The following is an 18,615-nucleotide window of genomic DNA, read 5'->3' as shown; positions in this document are numbered from 1 at the left end:
TGCTTATTGTAACGCCAATTCTATTGCATTTGCAAACAAATCTTCCAATGAAATTCCTGCAGCCAAGGCTTGTTGCGGTAGTAAACTTTCATTGGTCATTCCAGGAACAGTATTCATTTCTAGCATAAAGGGTTCGTCGTTTACAATGATAAACTCGCTTCTAGAGAATCCTTTCATTTTTAGTAATTCGTATGCACGTTTTGCAATAGTACCGACTTTTTCCGTCATTTCATCAGAAATTCTCGCTGGAGTAATTTCCTGTGATTTACCAAGATATTTAGCTTCATAGTCGAAGAAATCATTCTCAGAAACAATTTCTGTGATGGGCAAAACGGTTATAATTCCTTTATAGTTGATAACTCCCACCGAAACTTCAGTACCGTCAAGAAAGCTTTCTATGATGATTTCATTGTCTTCCTGATAGGCAACTTCTATTGCGATAGGCAACTCGGCTTCGGTTTTTACTTTTGAGATTCCAAAACTAGAACCTGCTTTATTGGGTTTTACGAAACAAGGTAATCCCACTTTTTTTACAATTTCGTCCGTATAGATTTTGTCTCCTTTATTTAAGTAATAAGAAACTGCGCTTTTTATACCGTAGGGTTTTAACACTGATAGCGTATCTCTTTTATTGAAGGTAAGTGCTGCTTGGTAATAATCACACGAGGTTTGAGGAATTTGTAACAATTCAAGATAGGCTTGCATGAGTCCGTCTTCACCTGGAGTTCCGTGTATTGCGTTGAAAACACAATCGAAATTAATTTTAGTACCGTTAACAGTGACCGAAAAATCATTTTTGTCGATGTGAAATTCGGTTTCAGTATCGTCTACATAAACCCATTTTTCTTTGAATATGTGGATGCAAAATCCGTTGTACTTTGTTTTATCTAGGTATTGACGTACGAGATTCCCGCTAATTAATGATATTTTATATTCGCTGGAATAGCCGCCCATGATAATGGCAATGTTTTTCATTCTTTTTTGTTTAAGGTTTTGAGTATAATATTTAAACTCAAATTTATGTTTTGAAAACGAATTGAACTAGCCCTGATAGTAGCGGCATCCTTTTCCTGTTTTCGTTTTTTAACGAGGACAGGAAAAGATATAGCGGATAGCAGGAAATAGCTCCTAATTAAGGTCTGACTTATCAAGGTACACTTTTCGTTGAACCAGTACCACATTTATAAAAATGAGGTTTGATACTCTCAATTTAGTAATGGTTCAAAAGTAGAAATGTTTTTTTGCTTTCTCTAAAGTCAGACGTTAAATAGTATTAAACAAAATTATCATTTTTTTTGAAACGAATAAGGTATATCTTTGCCGTATTATAAAAATAAATTTATGAGTTTACGTAAATATCTTACTAGCCGTGTGTTTCTTATCCAAGTATTTCTAGCCGTTTTGATAATTGCTGTATTGGGATATCTGTTTATGCACTGGTTGACTTTTACGACGGATCACGGAAATGAAATTACAGTTCCTAATTTGAGTAAATTAACGGAGGAGCAAGTCGAGGAGAAACTGGACGCGTTAGATCTTGATTATGTATTGCTGGATAGTGTCAATTATATGAGTGATTATCCTAAGTTTTCTGTGGTACAGCAAGATCCTTTGCCGGGTGAAAAAGTAAAAATAGGAAGAAAAGTCTATATTAAAATTAATAGTTCTGGATTTTCATCAGTAAAAATTCCGGATTTAATCAATAAAACATATCGCGAAGCAATTCCGACTTTAAAAGCATTGGGACTAGAGGAAGGAACAATTACCTATGTGCCAAACCTTGGAAAAGACATGGTGTTGGAAATGCGTTTCCAAGGACGAAACATAAAACCGGGGGACAAAGTCTTGAAGTCTTCTAAAATCGATTTGGTTTTAGGTGATGGGAAAGCGAGTTATGAAGAAGATATAAGAACGGATAGTATTGCTAATCCAACACAAGAAATGCCAAATGAATAATAATGTAGAGTCAGTTGACTTAGAAGAAGAATTATACGAACACTTTAAATTTGAAGTTCCTAAAGGGCAAGCACCTTTGCGAATAGACAAATACTTGATGAGTTTGATTCAAAATGCAACCCGTAACAAAATTCAAATTGCAGCTACGGAAGGGAATATTTTTGTAAACGATACTACAGTAAAGTCAAATTACAAAGTAAAAGCTTTTGATGTAGTGCGTGTGATGTTGACGCATCCACCTTATGAAAATCATATTGTGCCGGAGAATATCCCATTGGATATTGTTTATGAAGACGACACCTTGTTGTTGATTAACAAAAAGCCAGGAATGGTGGTTCATCCGGGACACGGAAATTATACTGGAACTTTAGTGCATGCGTTGGCCTATCATTTTGATAATTTACCAATGAATAGCAGCGAAAGACCGGGACTAGTGCACCGAATTGACAAAGACACATCGGGATTATTGGTGATTGCCAAAACAGAAGCTGCGATGTCACATTTGGCCAAACAATTTGAAGCTAAAACATCTGAAAGGGAGTATGTAGCTCTTGTATGGGGGAATGTAGTTGCTGATGAAGGGACTATTGAAGGAAATGTGGCACGTCACGTAAAAGACCGCATGCAAATGGCTGTTTTTGCCGATCCTGAAATAGGGAAACCAGCGGTTACGCATTACAAGGTTCTGGAACGTTTTGGTTATGTTACTTTGATTTCATGCCAGCTTGAAACGGGAAGAACGCATCAAATTCGTGTTCATTTAAAGCACATAGGTCATACTTTGTTTAATGACGAGCGTTATGGCGGTCATTTGATTTTGAAAGGAACGACGTTTACTAAATACAAACAGTTTATTGACAATTGTTTTAAAATATTACCAAGACAGGCTTTGCATGCAAAAACGCTAGGATTTGTTCATCCTACAACGGGTGAGATGATGCGTTTTGATACAGAACTACCTCAAGATTTCCAGGACTGTATTGAGAAATGGAGAGGATATTCTAAAACTAATTTATCCGAAGAAGGGGAGTAAGAATCTCACTAAACTATAAAATAGTCTGCGATATTGACATAAATGAAAATCCCTCTTGATTGTAATCGAGAGGGATTTTTTATGGTTTTATATCATAAGGTAGCTTTCTTTTATTTTTATGTTGAAATACTGACCTGGTTTGATTTGATATTTTTCTTTTTGTAATATTCTAAAATCAGGTAGATAGCTATTATTTGAAATAGTAGGGATAGAAGAGAACCTTCAAAACCAAAACCTCCGCCATTCCAAAGGGTAGGGCTTGGGTAGCTGATATTTATTAAAGAATAATCGTCATTGCCACTTACGTTAAAGCCAAAAATAGTTCCTTGAAAAAAATTCCAGCTAAAATGCAAGGCTATAGGAAACCATAATCTCTTGGTATTTATGTAGGTAATCCCCAAAAGAATTCCCGCAATAAAAAGATCAAATAGATTTAGTACTGATATAAAATGATTACCAAGGTGTAACAAACTAAAAAAGAGTGAGGAAACAATCAAGGCTACATATTTATTATAGGATTTCATGAGGTTGTTTAAAATGAATCCTCGGCACAGTACTTCTTCACCAATGGCAACGAAAATAAATATGCCAATATTTAGTAAAAGTTCCGTGAGGTCAAAATTAATGGATTGAATACTTATTTCATTTGTAAAAAGTAACGATAAAAATCCTGTTAACATAATGATAAAGCCTAATACTATTCCTAGGAGCAGGTTTTTCTTTACGGCTATATTTTGAAAACCGATGTTGATAAAAAACTTTTGGCCTAATTTTTTCTTAAAAAGCAATACTGTTACAAAAGTTGCCAGTAAGGTGGCTAGGGTTGTAATGAATGTTTGAAGTGAGGTTTTTGGAGTTCTAGCAGAGTTTAAATAGTCATAACCGGAAAGATAGTAAGATACTAACTGAAATACCCCTACAATAACAAGGTACGGCAAAATTATATTTAATGAATTGTATAAACCACGGTGATTGTCAAAAGAAGGAATCTTCATTTTTTATTATGATTTGAAAAAGAATAAGATTGAAAATCTAAAACAGAATTGCTTTTATATGTAGCAATTGTTTTATAGCGCTAATAAGTTTATTTGGTTTGTTGTAATTCTATTTTTTTGTTGTCAATAAATAGTCTGCAACTTGTGGTGGCAAATCCCGAGATATTGGCTTTAATATTGAGTTGTTTTCCATCTTTAGTGGTTAAGGTACCAGTCATTTGGCTTGGAGTAATGAAATTTAACTGCTCGTCCTGCAATTCATTGTTTACAAATAATTTTTCGCCAGTAAACCAGCCATTTGTTACTTTTATTTCAGAACCTTCATAGGTTGCAATCCATTCACTTTTCATAGTTAATTTGTTTTTAGGTTTAATTTTTTTTGGTCTAACTGAAGCTTTATTTTAATTTTAAAGCGGTATCAATTTTGGGTATTTATATCTCGTGGTAAAGACACAAATTAAAATAGAACTTTACAATACCCACTTATAGTGATATTTTGTGTTTTTTCTTGTAATAGAAAGCAGCTTACAGTATTTCAATCGTTCTAAAAGTAAGATTTACTCGTGGTGTAGAAACTCGTGTAGTGGGTGGTAAGCGATGCAACCAGTGCGTCTGGGTCTCATTTTTCATTAATAGTAAGCTTCCGTGTGCTAAGATTTGAGATACGGTTTCTTTGCTATCTTTGTGTTTGAAGGTGAATTTACGTTCTGCACCAAAGCTGATGGAGGCAATCGCACCGTTTTTCTTTAAGTCTTTCTCGGCATCACTGTGCCAGCCCATGCCCTCGTTGCCATTGTGGTATAAATTGAGTAGGCAGGAATTGTAGGTTTCGCCCGTTTTTTCTTCCACGAGTGTTTTTAATTTAAGTAACTCCGGAGTCCAGATTAAAGCTTGCTTGGTGTTATTGGAATAGGTATAGTTAAAATTTGTGTCGCCGTACCACGCCACTTTTCTTTTGGTAATTATAAGTTTGCCAAAGATAATGGCTTGGTCGTTTTTCCAGGCAATGGTTTCTAGTAAATTTTGCAGATAAAAGTTGGCTTCTTTCACCGGCATAATAGGGCCATAATAGAGTACGGTTCCGTCTTTGGGAAGCAAGTTTTGGTTTTCGTCTAATTCGGTGCTGAATAAATCCATTGTTTGTATGCTGTTTTCATGCAATGACCACAAGGTCGGAAATTGTTTTGAATTGCATCCGTCTCAGAGTTAAAAAATACCCGATTTTCTTTTTTCATTCGCTTCCCTGATTTGCAGTGCAGGGTTCCGTAAATTTTGAGTTTAGTATTTCCTGTTGCTTTGTTTTGGGTTTTAGTTCCCCCTCTTTTATTTGTGCGTCATCATTGCTTTTGTTTTGCGTGAGGGGTTGTAGTGGAAATCCTCTCTTGTCTTATCTCGTTTTTAAAACGAGATAAGACAAGAGAGATTGTAGCGGAAGACCCGACCCGTAGGGACACGCCCAAGTTCTTTTGTCATTGTTAATTATAAGTTAAATATACTTATAAAGTCGATTAAGGCGAGGCTTAAAATTATTTTTGATACAGATTAATCATTAAACAACCATTAAATGAAGAAATTATTCATTTTGAGCACTCTGGCAGCTTTTGTACTTGCGCCTAGTGTAGTATTAGCCCAAAAACAGTGGCATATAGATAAGAAAAAGAATAAAAAAACAGAAGTAGTTGCTACTCCAGAAAAAAAACCTGAAGTTACCATTAAAGACTATGATAAGGTAATTACCAAAGACGCTATCTCTGATGATGGTTTATTTTGGGTACATAAAGTAGATAAAAAATATTATTTTGAAATTCCTAATAAATTGTTAGACAAGGACATGCTTTTAGTGAGCAGACTCTCAAAACTGCCTTCTAATTTAGGTGGTGGTTATGTCAATGCGGGTTCAGAGACAAATGAGCAATTAGTCGTTTGGCAACGTTTTCAAGATAAAATTTTAATCAAACTAAAGTCTTATAGTGCGGTGGCCAATGATAGCTTGCCTATTAGTATTTCTGTAAAAAACAATAATTACGAGCCTACTTTGTATGCTTTTGATATTGCTGCTTTCAGTAAAGATTCAGCCAATACAGTAATTGATGTAACCAAGTTTTATGGAAGTGATGTCAAGGCCATAAGCGGATTATCATCTAGTATGAGAGAGACTTATAAGGTAAAGGGCATGGATGATTCTCGCAGTTTTATCACGACGATGAAAAGTTTTCCGATGAATATTGAGGTGATTCAGGACTTTACTTACAATGCGAGTAAACCTCCCGTCCTTGAAGATACGGAAACGATTAGTATTCAAATGAACCAATCGATGATTTTGCTTCCTGAAATAATGATGCAACCGCGACTGGCCGATCCAAGGGTGGGTTGGTTTACGATGAGTCAATATGATTATGGCAGCGAGGAGTTAAAATCAGATAGTAAAACATACATCCGCAGATGGAGATTAGAGCCTAAAGATCCTGTGGCTTACGCCAAAGGGGAGCTGGTAGAGCCCATTAAACCCATCGTGTATTATATTGATCCTGCCACACCGGAAAAACTGCGTAAATACATTAAGCAAGGGATTGAAGAATGGCAAAAACCATTTGAAACAGCAGGTTTTAAAAATGCTATTATTGCCAAAGATCCTCCAACAAAGGAAGAAGATCCTGATTTTAGCCCGGAGGATATGCGTTATTCTGTAATACGTTATGTAGCTAGTACGACCCGTAACGCAGTTGGTCCTAGTGTTTCTGATCCCCGAACTGGAGAAATTATCGAAAGCGATGTTATCTGGTACCACAATCACTTGCGTTCGTACCGTAATCGCTATTTATTAGAAACAGGTGCTGCAAATCCATCTGCACGAACACTAAATACAAGTGATGAGGAAATGGGGGAGATGATGCGTTTTGTTATTGCTCATGAAGTGGGACATGCTTTAGGTTTTCCACACAATATGGGAGCAAGTTGTGCCTACGATACGGAGAGTTATAGAAATGCCGATTTCACACAAAAAAATGGAATAGCAGCGAGTTTAATGGATTATGCTCGTTTTAATTATATAGCCCAACCCGGAGATAAAGGAGTGCGTTTTATTCGCCAGATGGGGCCGTACGATCATTATGCAGTGAATTGGGGATATAGAGTAATTCCAAACTCCGTTTCTCCCGAAGCAGAAGTACCTACTTTAGACAAATGGATTATGGAAAAAGCGGGAGATCCCATGTATAAGTTTGGTAAGCAAAGTAGTAGTTTTGACCCAAGTTCACAAACGGAAGACATAGGAAATAATTCTATGAAAGCGAGTAGCTATGGACTTAAAAACTTAGAATATGTTGCGGCACATTTATCAGAATGGACGAGTGATGTGACTAATAATTATGAAGATTTAGAGGAGTTGTATAAAGAAATGTTAGATGTTTGGAGTAGGTATGTCGGCCATGTTGTGACCAATGTGGGTGGTGTGCATGAGGATATTAAAAAGCCCAATCAACAAGGAGTTATTTACACAGTCGTTCCAAAACTGCAACAGCAAGAAGCCATGCAGTGGTTACAAACGAATGCTTTTGCCTCTCCTACCTGGCTGGTAAATGTGAAGACTTTAAAAAATACAGATTACTCTGGTTATACAGAACGTTTTAGAAATTTACAGGCAAGACATTTGAATAGTGTGCTGAGTTTTGACCGAATTGGTCGATTGATGGATGCAGAAATTTTAGGTAGTGCTAACTATACTGCTTTGGACTTATTACGCGATATGAGAAAAGGAATATGGAAAGAAGCCAATACTCCAGCTGCAGTTTCTATTTATCGCAGAAACTTGCAACGTGCCTACATTGAAAGAATGGAATATCTTATGAAAGAAGAAATCAAACCGAGTCGTTCTGGAGAGTATTACAATGTAGCACAATCTGATGTAAGAGCTTTGGTTAGAGGCGAGTTAACGACTTTGAAATCAATACTAGGAATAGCAAAAAGTAATGCCGTGAATACAGAGACTAAATACCATTATGCCGATTGTATTCAACGGATTGCTTTAATTTTAGACCCTAAATAAATAAAAGTACTAAGCATTAAAAAGTCCGCTACTGAGCGGACTTTTTTATATCGCTTCGACTGGATGTCTTTTATGAATCTTTGTAAGTACAGGTTTATCTATTGGATGTTTTATTTTACATTCCTTTTTTTTTGGAAATTCAAAAATATAACTTTTACCTGTGAGGTAAACGAGACCGTGAATTAATGTTTCTGGCAAAAAACTGAGTTTGTCTAAAAAATAATCATAGGTTTTAGTACAATAATTAGTGATCAGAAAAGGAAATGAGTTAGGTATAAGATAGAGGTCTTCTATGTACTGTTTGTCAACAATAGTTTTTTTATTGAATTTAAAATAATGGATTTCTTTGTTTTCTTTCTTTAATTTAATTAGTTCAAAAACAGATAAAGGTATTTTAGAGTTGGTATGGTAAAAAAATATTGATTTGGAAACATCAATTAGAACCCACTTCTGAAATTCTCTAGAGTATACTTCGTTAAAGGAATGACCACCGAGGATTGTTCGGTTAGCTGTCATAATTTTTAAGCCCCACTCTTTTACTTTTATATCGTTGATGACACAAAAATTATTATAAACCTGCGAAAGATCGCTGCAAATTCCCCCTTCACCTCTTATCATTTTTCGTAGTGCGCTGTTAGAGGATTTTCCAAGTCCAGGTCCCCCTTTGATATGATTTCTAAGCCACTTCGCTATTTTTTTTGCTTTTTCCATATCGCTCAGGTCTGCCTTTGGTTTCGTCAAAATCATTTTGTTCAATTGAAAATAAAGAGGAGGAATGTCACATTTTGGATTTATAGCGTTGTAGCAAAAATTTTCAATACGACTTACCGATGATTTCCTAGAAACCATTCTAAATTTTATTTTGTACAAAAGAGATTGTCTCCTAAAATACCAAAGTAAGGGTTTGCTCATAATTCATTTTATTCGACGATTACAGAATCTAAATATAAAGAATTAAAACGCTAAATAAATTAATTAATCGTTGAAAATCAGATATATACGATTAATCGAAAATATTTTAGAGCATTAGCATAATAGGGGATTAGGAAGAGTATATCCATCACCACATAAAAAACTCCCAATCTTACTGCTTTAAGATTGGGAGTTTTTTTTTAATTTAAACACGTGAATAGTAATTGAATAGTTTTATTCCTAAATAATTGGAGTTAATCAATGCTGCAAATACAAAAACTAAATACCATTATGGAGATTCCGTTCAACGAATCATTTTGATTTTAGAATCTAAATAAAGCTATATTATAGTCCTACAAAAACGCTATTTTTTTGTGGATTCTTTTTCCTCTGTTTTTTTAGCAGCGATAGTGGGTTGCTTGTACACTTCAATATCTTTCTTGATTAATCGTTGCTGCAGCCAGAGAACTAATTTTTGTACTGAGTTTTCTGTAAGGTCTTCTTTACTTTTATAGATCAAGACAGGTATTGTTTTGATACTATCGGTACCTTCATTAAAAGTATGATTGGATATCGAAATATTATCTACCTCAGGAAACAAAATTTTTATTTCAGCTAATAAGGCTTTATTATCATACTTATTTGCGACGATTTGTTTTTTTAGACTTAAAATTGAAACGTCTTTTTGGCTTAATTGTGATTTGTTAAAATTAATTTCGTTTAGAATATCGCTTTTAAGGTCTGTTGTATCCTGTATTACAGATAGGGTAGTGTTATTAATATCATACGCTTTAAGTCTTTGATTTAGTTTTTTAATTTCAGCAGCGCTATATCTTTTGGAAAGAAAACCGAGTTCTAGTTTTTTGGGGTTTTGATTGAATTTGGTTTTCTTATATAAAATGGCAATTCCTTTATTTGAAAACTCATTTTCTGTAAAAAGATCAATTTGGTGCTGGTATTTCTTTTCTTCAATTAATTGGTAGGCAAAATAGATACTAGGTAGGATTAATACTGTGATTAAGCCTGTAATAATATACTTCACTTGTTTTTGCGCCTTATCATCTAGTTGCTTTTTGGTAGGGTACTTTAAATATTTTACGATGAAAAAAGTAGAAATGCAAATGAAAACGCAGTTGATAGAATACAAATACATGGCGCCAAAAAAGAATTTAAAACTCCCTAATGCTAGGCCGTATCCTGCAGTACATAGAGGTGGCATAAGGGCCGTTGCGATGGCTACACCGGGTATTGGATTGCCTTTTTCTACTCTTGTTATGGCAATTGCACCAACTAATCCACCAAAAAAAGCAATAAGGATATCATAGATATTCGGGGAAGTTCTAGACAATAATTCGGGTTGCGCTTCTTTGAACGGGCTAATGTAAAAATAAAGTGTAGAAACAAATAAACCAACAAGCGTGGCAATTAGCAGATTTTTTAAGGATTTTTTCAGTAAATTGAAATCATAAACACCTAGCCCAAAACCGGCTCCTATAATGGGACCCATTAGCGGTGATATTAGCATCGCACCTATTATCACCGCCGTAGAATTCACATTTAACCCTATAGATGCCACAACAATAGCACATGCTAGAATCCATAAATTAGATCCTCTAAAGGAAATGTTGGACTTTACGAAATCCAATACTTTGTTCTTTTCTTCTTCCCCCTTGCTTAGGTTGATATAAGCAAAAAGACTATTTACTATTGTTTTCATCAATGCCTTCTTTTAAAGTGTTTTTCAAAAAGATAAACCCTATTAATCCTGCTATTAAAGAAGAAAGAAGAATGATAAATTTAGCATTGCTAATTATAGTTTGGTCATCGAATGCAAGTAACGTGATGAAAATGGACATTGTAAACCCAATACCTCCCAAAAATCCGACGCCAATAATTGTTTTCCAATTCAAATCAGAGGGAAGTTTACAAATTCCCAAAGAAACGGCAGTAAGTGAAAAGAGATAGATTCCCAATGGTTTTCCTACTATTAATCCTAAAGCGATTCCAATACTGTAATGCTGAGCGATAGTTTCTCCTATGTTTGAACTGATAACGATTGCTGTGTTGGCTAACGCAAAGAGCGGAAGTATTAAAAAACCAACCGGTTTATGTAGGAAACGCTGTAAAATGGATGAGGTAGATGCTTTATCTCCATTTCCAAACGGAATAACAAAAGCTAATAATACTCCTGTAACAGTAGCGTGAATTCCTGAATGAAGCATAAACCACCACATAATGACACCACCAATAAGGTAAGGAACTAAATTTCTAACTTTCATACGGTTAAGTACAAACAACACTAACATTGTAGCTAAAGCATATATTAAGTTAGCCCAAAGAATAGTTTTTGTGTAAAAAATTGCAATAACCAGAATAGCTCCTAAGTCGTCTATAACTGCTAATGCGGTTAAGAATATTTTTAAAGACAATGGTACCCGATTGCCTAATAAAGACAGAATTCCCAATGCAAAAGCGATGTCAGTTGCCATAGGAATACCTGCGCCAGAATGTGCAACAGTCCCGTAGTTGAGCAGTAAATATAGTCCTGCAGGAACAAGCATTCCTCCCAAGGCTGCAAATATGGGTAGTAGAGCATCTTTTATGTTTGACAATTCACCTTCATAGATTTCTCTTTCTAATTCTAAACCAATTAATAAAAAGAAGATGGTCATTAAACCATCATTAATCCAATATTCCAGACTTTCGCCTCCCAGTTTCATATGCCAGGTATGCAGGTATTGTGAACCAAAGATTGAATTTGCCATAAACAAAGAAAATATGGTGCACGCTATAAGTATAAGCCCAGTTGATTTTTCGCTTTCAAAAAACTCATTAAATAAATCTGAATTGTAAATGCGCTTTATTGTTTTTTTCATTTTTGTCTTCATGGATTCTTTTTACCCTAAAATCGGAAGGATTTCCGTTTTTGTTACTAATTTAAAGGACTAATTCTAAGAATTACAAAAATAGCTAAATAGTTACGAATCTCCTCCTAGAAATTGATAATATTATCAGACCTTACCGTATTAACTATCCTAAAACAGGAATTTAAGTTTTGTTTTTTTGATAATTTGACAACAATAAAAAACGGTTTTCATGCTATTTTGTTAGTAGATTTCTTCAAATTACACGACAGTTGTTGTTTAAACACTTTACAACTAAAAGAGGATTTGCTATAAATAGTAGCAATAATAGAGGTTAGTTTTTGGATACAGTACTATTTTTGATGTAATCTAAATATGCACGAAAGGTTTCTTTCAATTTCCAAAGTACTACGACAGTCATAATTGCTGCTACAGCACCCACGATCATTCCTACATTTAATATTCTACTTTATTCTAAATTGTGTTTCCTAATACTTTAAGACCGTCTCATCTGAGAGAACGATATTTAATAACAACAAATCTCAACTATGGACAAAATACCCAAGTGCGGCCACAATAACTGCAGCATTAAGAATTGAGGTCGATTTTTTTGGTTCGATGGAAGGAATAGTATTTGCGATGATTTATTTTTTTATTTGAAGCTTTAATAATAGGTCGGTTTGTATGTCGTCGCCTAAGGTAAAAACATGTTTGTCAAATTCGATAAATCCATTTTTAGCATAAAATCCAAGCGCTCTGTAATTTTCTTCCCAAACACCCAACCAAATATATTCAACTTGCCTTTGGTGTGCGATTTCCAGTACTTGATCAACAAATAACTGTCCCACTTTTTTACCGTGGTATTCCTGTAAAACATAAATGCGATGAATTTCCATCGCGTGCTCATTCATTAACTCAGTTTGTGCGCTACCAAAATTTATTTTTAAATAACCAATAATTTTAGCGTCAAAAATGGCTAGGTAAAAGGAAGATTCCGGATTAGTAAGTTCCTTGGTTACTTGTTGTGCATTAAAACTTTGCGCGATATAATTAGAAAGGTTTTTAGCGGTATTTACTGCGGCAAAAGTTTCGGTGAAGGTTTGCTTGCCGATTAATTGTAGCGATTCTAAATCGGATAGTGCTGCTATTCTAATTTCAATTTTGCTCATGATAAAAAAATAGTGGGTTTGTGTTATAAAATTCAGAATCAAAAATAACATATTTAAAATTTGCTGCAATTTTTATTTTCTATTTCATCATTAAACAAATCGATTTGTATATGTGTGTTTATTGTTTTTCAATTTGTACTTTTGAGTTTGTATTAAAAAGAACCTCCAACAGGATTAATTATGAAAATTGTCATATCACCAGCCAAATCTTTAAACTTCGAAAAGGAATTACCTACTTCACAATATACCGAACCTGCTTTCTTGAAAGAATCAAGGGAAATTCAAAAAGTATTGAAGCAGCAATCCCCAAAAGACCTTTCTGAATTAATGGATATTTCAGCTAAATTAGCGGACTTGAACTGGCAACGGAATAAAGATTGGAAAACGCCTTTTACGCCTGAAAATGCCCGCCCCGCTATCTATGCTTTTGATGGAGATGTTTATACTGGTTTAGATGGGTATTCGATTCCAATAGAAAAAATAGAAAATTTACAAGATAGTTTACGAATACTTTCGGGTTTGTATGGAGTGCTGAAACCATTAGATTTAATTCAGGCATACCGATTAGAAATGGGTACAAAACTGTCTATTGGAGACGATAAAAACTTATATGAATTTTGGAAAACTAAAGTAACAAAATCGCTAAACAAAGAATTAGAGAAAGGGGAGTTGTTTGTCAACCTAGCAAGTAATGAATATTTTTCGGCGGTAGATACTAAAGCCTTGAAAGTTCCGGTAATCACTCCTGACTTTAAGGATTATAAAGATGGGAAATTGAAGATAATCAGTTTTTTTGCAAAGAAAGCCAGAGGAATGATGGTACGTTATATTATAGATACTGAAGCAAAAACAATAGAAGATTTAAAAGGCTTCAATTATGATGGCTATCAATTTGATGCTACAATTTCAAAAGGCGATCATTTAGTCTTTACCCGATAGTCCTTTTCAAAATAATTCATAAAAAAACTCCGACTTAGATCGGAGTTTTTTTATGAATATTAATGCATGGCATCGGCCGGATTGATTTTGTTTTTTCCTCTTTTGATGAAGAATATAATTGGAATACAACAGAGGAACATAATACCCAGATACATAAAAATATCCATATACGATAATACAGTACTTTGCTTTAATACCGAATAATCAATTGCCTGATAGGCTTTTTTCATAGATTCATTGGCAGTGAATCCTTTTGACATAAATCCTTTTTGCAAAAGCTGTAATCGTTGTTGTACTTCAAATTTACTGCTATCTAAGTGTGCTATCAGATTGACGCGATGTTCCTGACTGAATCGTGTAATAAAAGTAGTTATGATGGCAATACCAAATGAACCTCCCAATTGTCTCATCATACCTGTAAACGCAGCTCCTTCACCAATGTTTTTACCTGATAAAGTAGATAGCGATAAAGTAGTAATAGGCACGAAAAGCAATCCTAAACCAACTCCTCTTAAAATTAAAGCCCAATACATATGTTCTTCGCCGGTATCGGGTGTCATGCTATTGTGCATCATTAAGGTAAATAAAAAGAAAACTAAGAACCCAACACCAATCATGTACCCTTGAGGAACTCCTTTTTGAATCAATTTACCAATAATTGGCATCATAAAAGCAGTAGTTATAGAACCGGGAATCAATAATAAACCAGCATCAGTGGCAGTCCATCCTAAAATGGATTGTGTGTATATTGGAATTATTAATGTGGAACCATACAATCCAAAACCAAGAATGAAAGCCATAAGCGTACCAATTCTCAAATTCCCGTCCTTCAGAACACTTAAATTTACGATTGGATATTTATAGGTTAATTCCCTCCAGATGAAGAGGATTAAGCCAAATAATGAAACTACACTTAATAAAATAATCAATTTGTTGTTAAACCAGTCATCTTGTTGCCCATGTTCCAGTACGAATTGTAATGAACCAATAAAGGATGCCAAAAGAATGATTCCTATCCAATCGACTTGATTCGACTTCAATTTTTCTCCGTATTTTGGGCTTTTAACAAAACTTAAAGTCAAAAGAGTCGCGATAATACCCAGTGGAATATTGATGTAAAAAATGTAAGGCCATGAAAAATGATCTACAAGATACCCACCTAAAGGAGGGCCCAACGTAGGACCTACAATTACACCCATTCCATAGATAGCTTGCGCCATTCCTCTTTTTGCAATAGGATAGCTCTCTGTAATAATCGTTTGTGCCGTTACCAATAAGGCACCACCTCCAAGACCTTGAATAAATCGGAAGGCCACTAATTCCCATATATTAGTAGCGTTACCACATAAAAAAGAAGCAACGGTAAAAATAATTATCGAAACAGCAAAGTAATTTCTTCGTCCAAATTGTTGTGAAAGCCAACTGGTCATTGGGATTACAATCACATTTGCAATTGCATAGGCAGTAATAACCCAAGCAACGTCTGTTAAGGTCGCACCCAAACTTCCTCTCATGTTCGTTAGCGCTACATTTACAATAGTGGTATCTACAATTTCCAGCAAAGCACATAGTACTGCCGTTATTGTGATGATAACCCGTCTAAAGCCGTATTCGACTAAATCGTCGTCTCCTTGTCCTATTACCATTTTATTTTATATGTACGTCTACATCCACATTCATTCCCGGACGTAATAATTTTATTTTTTCAATATCGTTGTTTGCATCAATGCTAATTTTTACGGGTAAACGTTGAATCGTTTTTACAAAATTACCAGTTGCATTATCTGGAGGTAAAATAGAAAAACGCGCTCCAGTTGCAGGAGAAAAAGAAGTAACCGTTCCATTAAAAGCATAATCAGGATAGGCATCTACTTTGATAGTCACTTTTTGCCCAATCACCATTTTATTCAATTGCGTTTCTTTAAAATTAGCTACAACCCATGCTTCATTGTTGTTGATAATATAAAAAAGAGATTGTCCTGGTTGAACTAACTGTCCTGGTTGAATATCTATTTTAGAAACCTGTCCGTCAATTGCTGCAGTGATAGCGGTATAACTTAAATTCAAAACTGCAGAGGCAAGTAATGCTTTAGCTCTTTTGATATTGGCATCAGCCACATCCGTTTGTTTGTCAGTTGCTTTTGATTTTGCCACAACAACTGATTTTTGAAAAGCACTTGCTTTTTCTTGCTGTTGCAAAATACGTACTTGATTCTCAGCCTCTAATTTAGCCGCTAAAGCCTGTTCGTATTGTTGTTTTGTGATCGTATGGCTTTTATATAAATTGTTATATCGGTTGTAATCACTACTTACGCGATCTAATTTTATTTTAGCACTTTCAATGTTTCCGCCGGCTGACTTCACATTAGCTTCCGACACAGAAATACTAGCCAGAATACTACCGATGTCTGCTTTTGTAATTTCTAAATTTCCTTCGGCTGCAGCCAGATTTGCTGTTGCTTCGTCTATTTTTAATTGGTAATCTTTCTTGTCAATTGTAAATAAAGTATCTCCTTTTTTTACGAAATCGTTGTCTTTTATAAACACCTTGCTTACGTATCCTGATACTCTTGGGATAATTGGGTTCATGTTTTTCTCAATTTGTGCATCATCAGTTCCTTCGTGAGAAAGGGAATGAATATACTTATAGGTTCCATAAATAACACCTAATAATACTAATGAAGTAATTATAATGATAAACTTGGTATTGGTCTTTTTCTTAGTCATTTTAAGTGTCGATTATATTTTTGAAAGATTGAAAGTTTGGTTTAATTGCCCGCTTACAGAAAGCAATTCATAGTATTTTTGGATAACATTAGCCCTTGTTAGTGTTTTATTGATATTAGAACCCAGTTGCTCTACATCAGCCTCAAGAAGATCGTTGGTGTCAGATAAACCGTTATCATATTTATCTCTGATTATTCTGTAATTTTCTGATGCTTGTTCCACCGCCTGATTGTAAACTAGATCTTGTTTTAAAGCTAAATCATAATCTTCAATGGCTTTTTGTACTTGTATTTTGATATAGTCAGTAAGCATCATTTCTGAATTTTGTACTTCAAGTGCTTTGCTTTCTGCTATTTTAACATTGGTACCATTTTTTAGAATACCGCTTAAATCATAGGATACGCCAACACCAATGTTCATGGCGTTTTGCACTGTGAGAACATTTTTTAAATCTAATGCAGTATAACCACTAATGATTGAAATAGAAGGGTAATAACCGCTTTTAGCCATTTGAATAGTAGCTAAACTAGCTTTTTCTTGTAATCGAATGGATTCTAAATCTTTACGGTTTCCCAATGCTAGCTCGTCATTAGTTGGAATGTTAGTCATTTGGAAGTCGGCAAAATCACTTTCTTTGATTTCTAATTTTGTTTTTGAATCCATTTTTAACAGACTGACAAGCTCAAAATTCACTGTATTTAATTCACTGATAGCTTGGTCTAAAGACAGCTGTACTTTTGAAACTTGAAGTTGTGATTTTAACAGATCATTTCTTGGAATAATACCGTTTTTTTCCAATTCAAGAAAATCAGTAGCCCGTTGTTGAGCACTTTTTTGATTTTCTTTTAAAAGTTGAACCGTTTTTTGTGCTTTATACAAACTGGCATAGTAGTTAACGACCATCATCGCCACTTCTTCTTTCGTTTGCATTGCAGCGGCCGTTTCAGCCTGATACATGTTATCGTAGGCTTTAATGGTGTTTTGAATTTTAAAACCAGAAAATATGGGAAGACTAGCGCTTACTTGTCCTATCATTAATTGATCTACAACAGGAAGCGGCCCAGAATCACTACTTTTATTTATTTTGAAATCAATGGATGCTTTCGTTAATCGTTGGTATTGTCCTGAAATTTTCAAATCAGGATAGCGGCTGTTTTTAACTGACTGTAGTTCTAATTTTTTAGTTGTGACTTTTGTGTTTGCCAATGAAACTTCATTGCTTTTGGCCCAAGCCAAATGAATGGCTTCATCGAGTGTTAAACTCGTTTTTTCTTGCGCTTCTATTGATGAAATTCCGATGAAGAATATCCCAAAGAGCATGAGTTGACTAACTTTCATATATCAGAAGTGCTTTTATGGTTTGTTGAATGTGTTTTGTCAGGTTGACATTTATATAATTATTGTACAAATCTTCAGTGTTTAGCTGTAATAAATTCATGAAATACTCTTTATTCATATGAAAGTGAAAAAAAGTACCTAGAATCGTGGGAGTGATTAGCGGAATCGAAATGTCTTTTCTAAAAACACCTTTATCCTGGCCTTCATTAATGATAGCTTCTAGAGATTTTAAATTGCTTTTTCGCAACTCATAAAAGGATTTTATATTTAATTCCTTTTTTTTGGTCGCTACTTCAAAGTGAAGGATTCTAAAAATTCCCTTATTGCAATTGATCTTATTGATGTAAATTTCAATCAGTTTATTAATTTTTGCAATAGGATCTAGATTTTCAACCAACAAATTTTCAATCTGTATCTTTAAATCTTTAGTTCTATAAAATATTAGGGATTCCAGTAAACGTTCCTTTGAACCAAAATAATAAGAAACCATAGCGATATTAATCTTGGCTTCTTTTGCTATATTTCGAATGGAAGTTCCGTCAAAACCTTTCTCAGCAAATAAGATTTCTGCTACTTGTAGGATTTGAATTTGTTTGTCGTTAAAATCTGTTTTGAATGCCATTGATTTTAAATATGT

Annotated in this window: 16 protein-coding genes and 1 pseudogene; 4 read left to right on the top strand and 13 right to left on the bottom strand. The window is 34.5% G+C overall.

The window, feature by feature from the left end; translation table 11 throughout:
* Positions 1 to 3: 3 nt before the first annotated feature.
* Positions 4 to 975, bottom strand: coding sequence for a D-alanine--D-alanine ligase (locus tag AC4PRO_RS06890; protein ID WP_492116823.1), 972 nt, complete (start codon positions 973 to 975; stop codon positions 4 to 6).
* Between the two features lie 366 nt (positions 976 to 1,341).
* Here AC4PRO_RS06890 and AC4PRO_RS06885 point away from each other — a divergent pair, with 366 nt between their 5' ends.
* Both AC4PRO_RS06885 and AC4PRO_RS06880 read left to right on the top strand, forming a co-directional pair.
* Complete coding sequence (locus tag AC4PRO_RS06885) at positions 1,342 to 1,956, top strand: PASTA domain-containing protein (protein ID WP_492116822.1); 615 nt, start codon at positions 1,342 to 1,344, stop codon at positions 1,954 to 1,956.
* The gene (locus AC4PRO_RS06880; protein WP_074722856.1) at positions 1,949 to 2,989 is read left to right on the top strand and encodes an RluA family pseudouridine synthase; all 1,041 of its coding nucleotides are present in this window, start codon (positions 1,949 to 1,951) and stop codon (positions 2,987 to 2,989) included. Before AC4PRO_RS06885 ends, AC4PRO_RS06880 begins: the two co-directional genes overlap by 8 nt.
* A gap of 116 nt (positions 2,990 to 3,105) precedes the next feature.
* On the opposite strand, the gene AC4PRO_RS06875 is transcribed toward AC4PRO_RS06880, so the two are convergent.
* The 4 genes and pseudogenes from AC4PRO_RS06875 to AC4PRO_RS06860 form a co-directional block, all read right to left on the bottom strand.
* Positions 3,106 to 3,984 (bottom strand): CPBP family intramembrane glutamic endopeptidase, encoded by an 879-nt coding sequence (locus AC4PRO_RS06875; RefSeq protein ID WP_492116821.1) that lies wholly within the window; start codon positions 3,982 to 3,984, stop codon positions 3,106 to 3,108.
* A gap of 89 nt (positions 3,985 to 4,073) precedes the next feature.
* A complete protein-coding gene (locus AC4PRO_RS06870; RefSeq protein ID WP_074722854.1) occupies positions 4,074 to 4,334 on the bottom strand; it encodes a hypothetical protein in 261 nt (86 codons plus the stop codon).
* Positions 4,335 to 4,509: 175 nt separating this feature from the next.
* On the bottom strand, positions 4,510 to 5,121 hold the full coding sequence (locus AC4PRO_RS06865; RefSeq protein ID WP_492116820.1) for an alpha-ketoglutarate-dependent dioxygenase AlkB family protein: 612 nt from the start codon (positions 5,119 to 5,121) through the stop codon (positions 4,510 to 4,512).
* Positions 5,097 to 5,273 (bottom strand): annotated as a pseudogene (locus AC4PRO_RS06860) (Ada metal-binding domain-containing protein); the annotation flags it as partial. The pseudogene AC4PRO_RS06860 and the gene AC4PRO_RS06865, both read right to left, overlap by 25 nt.
* 275 nt (positions 5,274 to 5,548) lie before the next feature.
* Here AC4PRO_RS06860 and AC4PRO_RS06855 point away from each other — a divergent pair.
* Entirely contained in the window at positions 5,549 to 8,029 is a 2,481-nt protein-coding gene (locus AC4PRO_RS06855) for a zinc-dependent metalloprotease (protein WP_492116819.1), read from the top strand.
* A gap of 45 nt (positions 8,030 to 8,074) precedes the next feature.
* Here AC4PRO_RS06855 and AC4PRO_RS06850 read toward each other — a convergent pair whose 3' ends face one another.
* The 4 genes from AC4PRO_RS06850 to AC4PRO_RS06835 all read right to left on the bottom strand — a co-directional run bounded on the left by AC4PRO_RS06850 (position 8,075) and on the right by AC4PRO_RS06835 (position 12,974).
* The gene (locus tag AC4PRO_RS06850; RefSeq protein WP_492116818.1) at positions 8,075 to 8,740 is read right to left on the bottom strand and encodes a hypothetical protein; all 666 of its coding nucleotides are present in this window, start codon (positions 8,738 to 8,740) and stop codon (positions 8,075 to 8,077) included.
* A 565-nt stretch (positions 8,741 to 9,305) separates the two neighbouring features.
* Complete coding sequence (locus tag AC4PRO_RS06845; protein WP_074722850.1) at positions 9,306 to 10,658, bottom strand: TIGR00341 family protein; 1,353 nt, start codon at positions 10,656 to 10,658, stop codon at positions 9,306 to 9,308.
* Entirely contained in the window at positions 10,639 to 11,829 is a 1,191-nt protein-coding gene (nhaA, locus tag AC4PRO_RS06840; RefSeq protein ID WP_074722849.1) for a Na+/H+ antiporter NhaA, read from the bottom strand. The genes AC4PRO_RS06845 and nhaA overlap by 20 nt, the downstream gene beginning before the upstream one ends.
* A 620-nt stretch (positions 11,830 to 12,449) precedes the next feature.
* Positions 12,450 to 12,974, bottom strand: coding sequence for a GNAT family N-acetyltransferase (locus tag AC4PRO_RS06835; RefSeq protein WP_492116817.1), 525 nt, complete (start codon positions 12,972 to 12,974; stop codon positions 12,450 to 12,452).
* A gap of 180 nt (positions 12,975 to 13,154) precedes the next feature.
* Between AC4PRO_RS06835 and yaaA the strand changes: the two genes are divergently transcribed.
* Positions 13,155 to 13,913, top strand: a complete 759-nt coding sequence (yaaA, locus tag AC4PRO_RS06830) for a peroxide stress protein YaaA (protein ID WP_074722847.1) — start codon at positions 13,155 to 13,157, stop codon at positions 13,911 to 13,913.
* A 59-nt stretch (positions 13,914 to 13,972) separates the two neighbouring features.
* On the opposite strand, the gene AC4PRO_RS06825 is transcribed toward yaaA, so the two are convergent.
* From AC4PRO_RS06825 to AC4PRO_RS06810, 4 genes are read right to left on the bottom strand one after another with little or no spacing between them, the layout of a single operon-like run.
* On the bottom strand, positions 13,973 to 15,559 hold the full coding sequence (locus AC4PRO_RS06825; RefSeq protein ID WP_074722846.1) for an MDR family MFS transporter: 1,587 nt from the start codon (positions 15,557 to 15,559) through the stop codon (positions 13,973 to 13,975).
* Position 15,560: 1 nt separating this feature from the next.
* Positions 15,561 to 16,640, bottom strand: coding sequence for an HlyD family secretion protein (locus tag AC4PRO_RS06820; protein WP_074722845.1), 1,080 nt, complete (start codon positions 16,638 to 16,640; stop codon positions 15,561 to 15,563).
* Positions 16,641 to 16,652: 12 nt separating this feature from the next.
* Positions 16,653 to 17,978 (bottom strand): TolC family protein, encoded by a 1,326-nt coding sequence (locus tag AC4PRO_RS06815; protein ID WP_492116816.1) that lies wholly within the window; start codon positions 17,976 to 17,978, stop codon positions 16,653 to 16,655.
* Positions 17,968 to 18,600, bottom strand: a complete 633-nt coding sequence (locus AC4PRO_RS06810; RefSeq protein ID WP_074722843.1) for a TetR/AcrR family transcriptional regulator — start codon at positions 18,598 to 18,600, stop codon at positions 17,968 to 17,970. Before AC4PRO_RS06810 ends, AC4PRO_RS06815 begins: the two co-directional genes overlap by 11 nt.
* Positions 18,601 to 18,615: the final 15 nt, after the last annotated feature.

The organism is Flavobacterium sp. DW-iso2 (genome assembly GCF_058725285.1).
This window is presented reverse-complemented; position numbering and strand designations above follow the sequence as displayed.

What these genes read in the sequence shown, in the direction of transcription:
- AC4PRO_RS06890 (WP_492116823.1), bottom strand. Translation starts at nt 975, where the DNA reads ATGAAAAACATTGCCATTATCATGGGCGGCTATTCCAGCGAATATAAA.
- AC4PRO_RS06885 (WP_492116822.1), top strand. Translation starts at nt 1,342, where the DNA reads ATGAGTTTACGTAAATATCTTACTAGCCGTGTGTTTCTTATCCAAGTA.
- AC4PRO_RS06880 (WP_074722856.1), top strand. Translation starts at nt 1,949, where the DNA reads ATGAATAATAATGTAGAGTCAGTTGACTTAGAAGAAGAATTATACGAA.
- AC4PRO_RS06875 (WP_492116821.1), bottom strand. Translation starts at nt 3,984, where the DNA reads ATGAAGATTCCTTCTTTTGACAATCACCGTGGTTTATACAATTCATTA.
- AC4PRO_RS06870 (WP_074722854.1), bottom strand. Translation starts at nt 4,334, where the DNA reads ATGAAAAGTGAATGGATTGCAACCTATGAAGGTTCTGAAATAAAAGTA.
- AC4PRO_RS06865 (WP_492116820.1), bottom strand. Translation starts at nt 5,121, where the DNA reads ATGGATTTATTCAGCACCGAATTAGACGAAAACCAAAACTTGCTTCCC.
- AC4PRO_RS06855 (WP_492116819.1), top strand. Translation starts at nt 5,549, where the DNA reads ATGAAGAAATTATTCATTTTGAGCACTCTGGCAGCTTTTGTACTTGCG.
- AC4PRO_RS06850 (WP_492116818.1), bottom strand. Translation starts at nt 8,740, where the DNA reads ATGGAAAAAGCAAAAAAAATAGCGAAGTGGCTTAGAAATCATATCAAA.
- AC4PRO_RS06845 (WP_074722850.1), bottom strand. Translation starts at nt 10,658, where the DNA reads ATGAAAACAATAGTAAATAGTCTTTTTGCTTATATCAACCTAAGCAAG.
- nhaA (WP_074722849.1), bottom strand. Translation starts at nt 11,829, where the DNA reads ATGAAGACAAAAATGAAAAAAACAATAAAGCGCATTTACAATTCAGAT.
- AC4PRO_RS06835 (WP_492116817.1), bottom strand. Translation starts at nt 12,974, where the DNA reads ATGAGCAAAATTGAAATTAGAATAGCAGCACTATCCGATTTAGAATCG.
- yaaA (WP_074722847.1), top strand. Translation starts at nt 13,155, where the DNA reads ATGAAAATTGTCATATCACCAGCCAAATCTTTAAACTTCGAAAAGGAA.
- AC4PRO_RS06825 (WP_074722846.1), bottom strand. Translation starts at nt 15,559, where the DNA reads ATGGTAATAGGACAAGGAGACGACGATTTAGTCGAATACGGCTTTAGA.
- AC4PRO_RS06820 (WP_074722845.1), bottom strand. Translation starts at nt 16,640, where the DNA reads ATGACTAAGAAAAAGACCAATACCAAGTTTATCATTATAATTACTTCA.
- AC4PRO_RS06815 (WP_492116816.1), bottom strand. Translation starts at nt 17,978, where the DNA reads ATGAAAGTTAGTCAACTCATGCTCTTTGGGATATTCTTCATCGGAATT.
- AC4PRO_RS06810 (WP_074722843.1), bottom strand. Translation starts at nt 18,600, where the DNA reads ATGGCATTCAAAACAGATTTTAACGACAAACAAATTCAAATCCTACAA.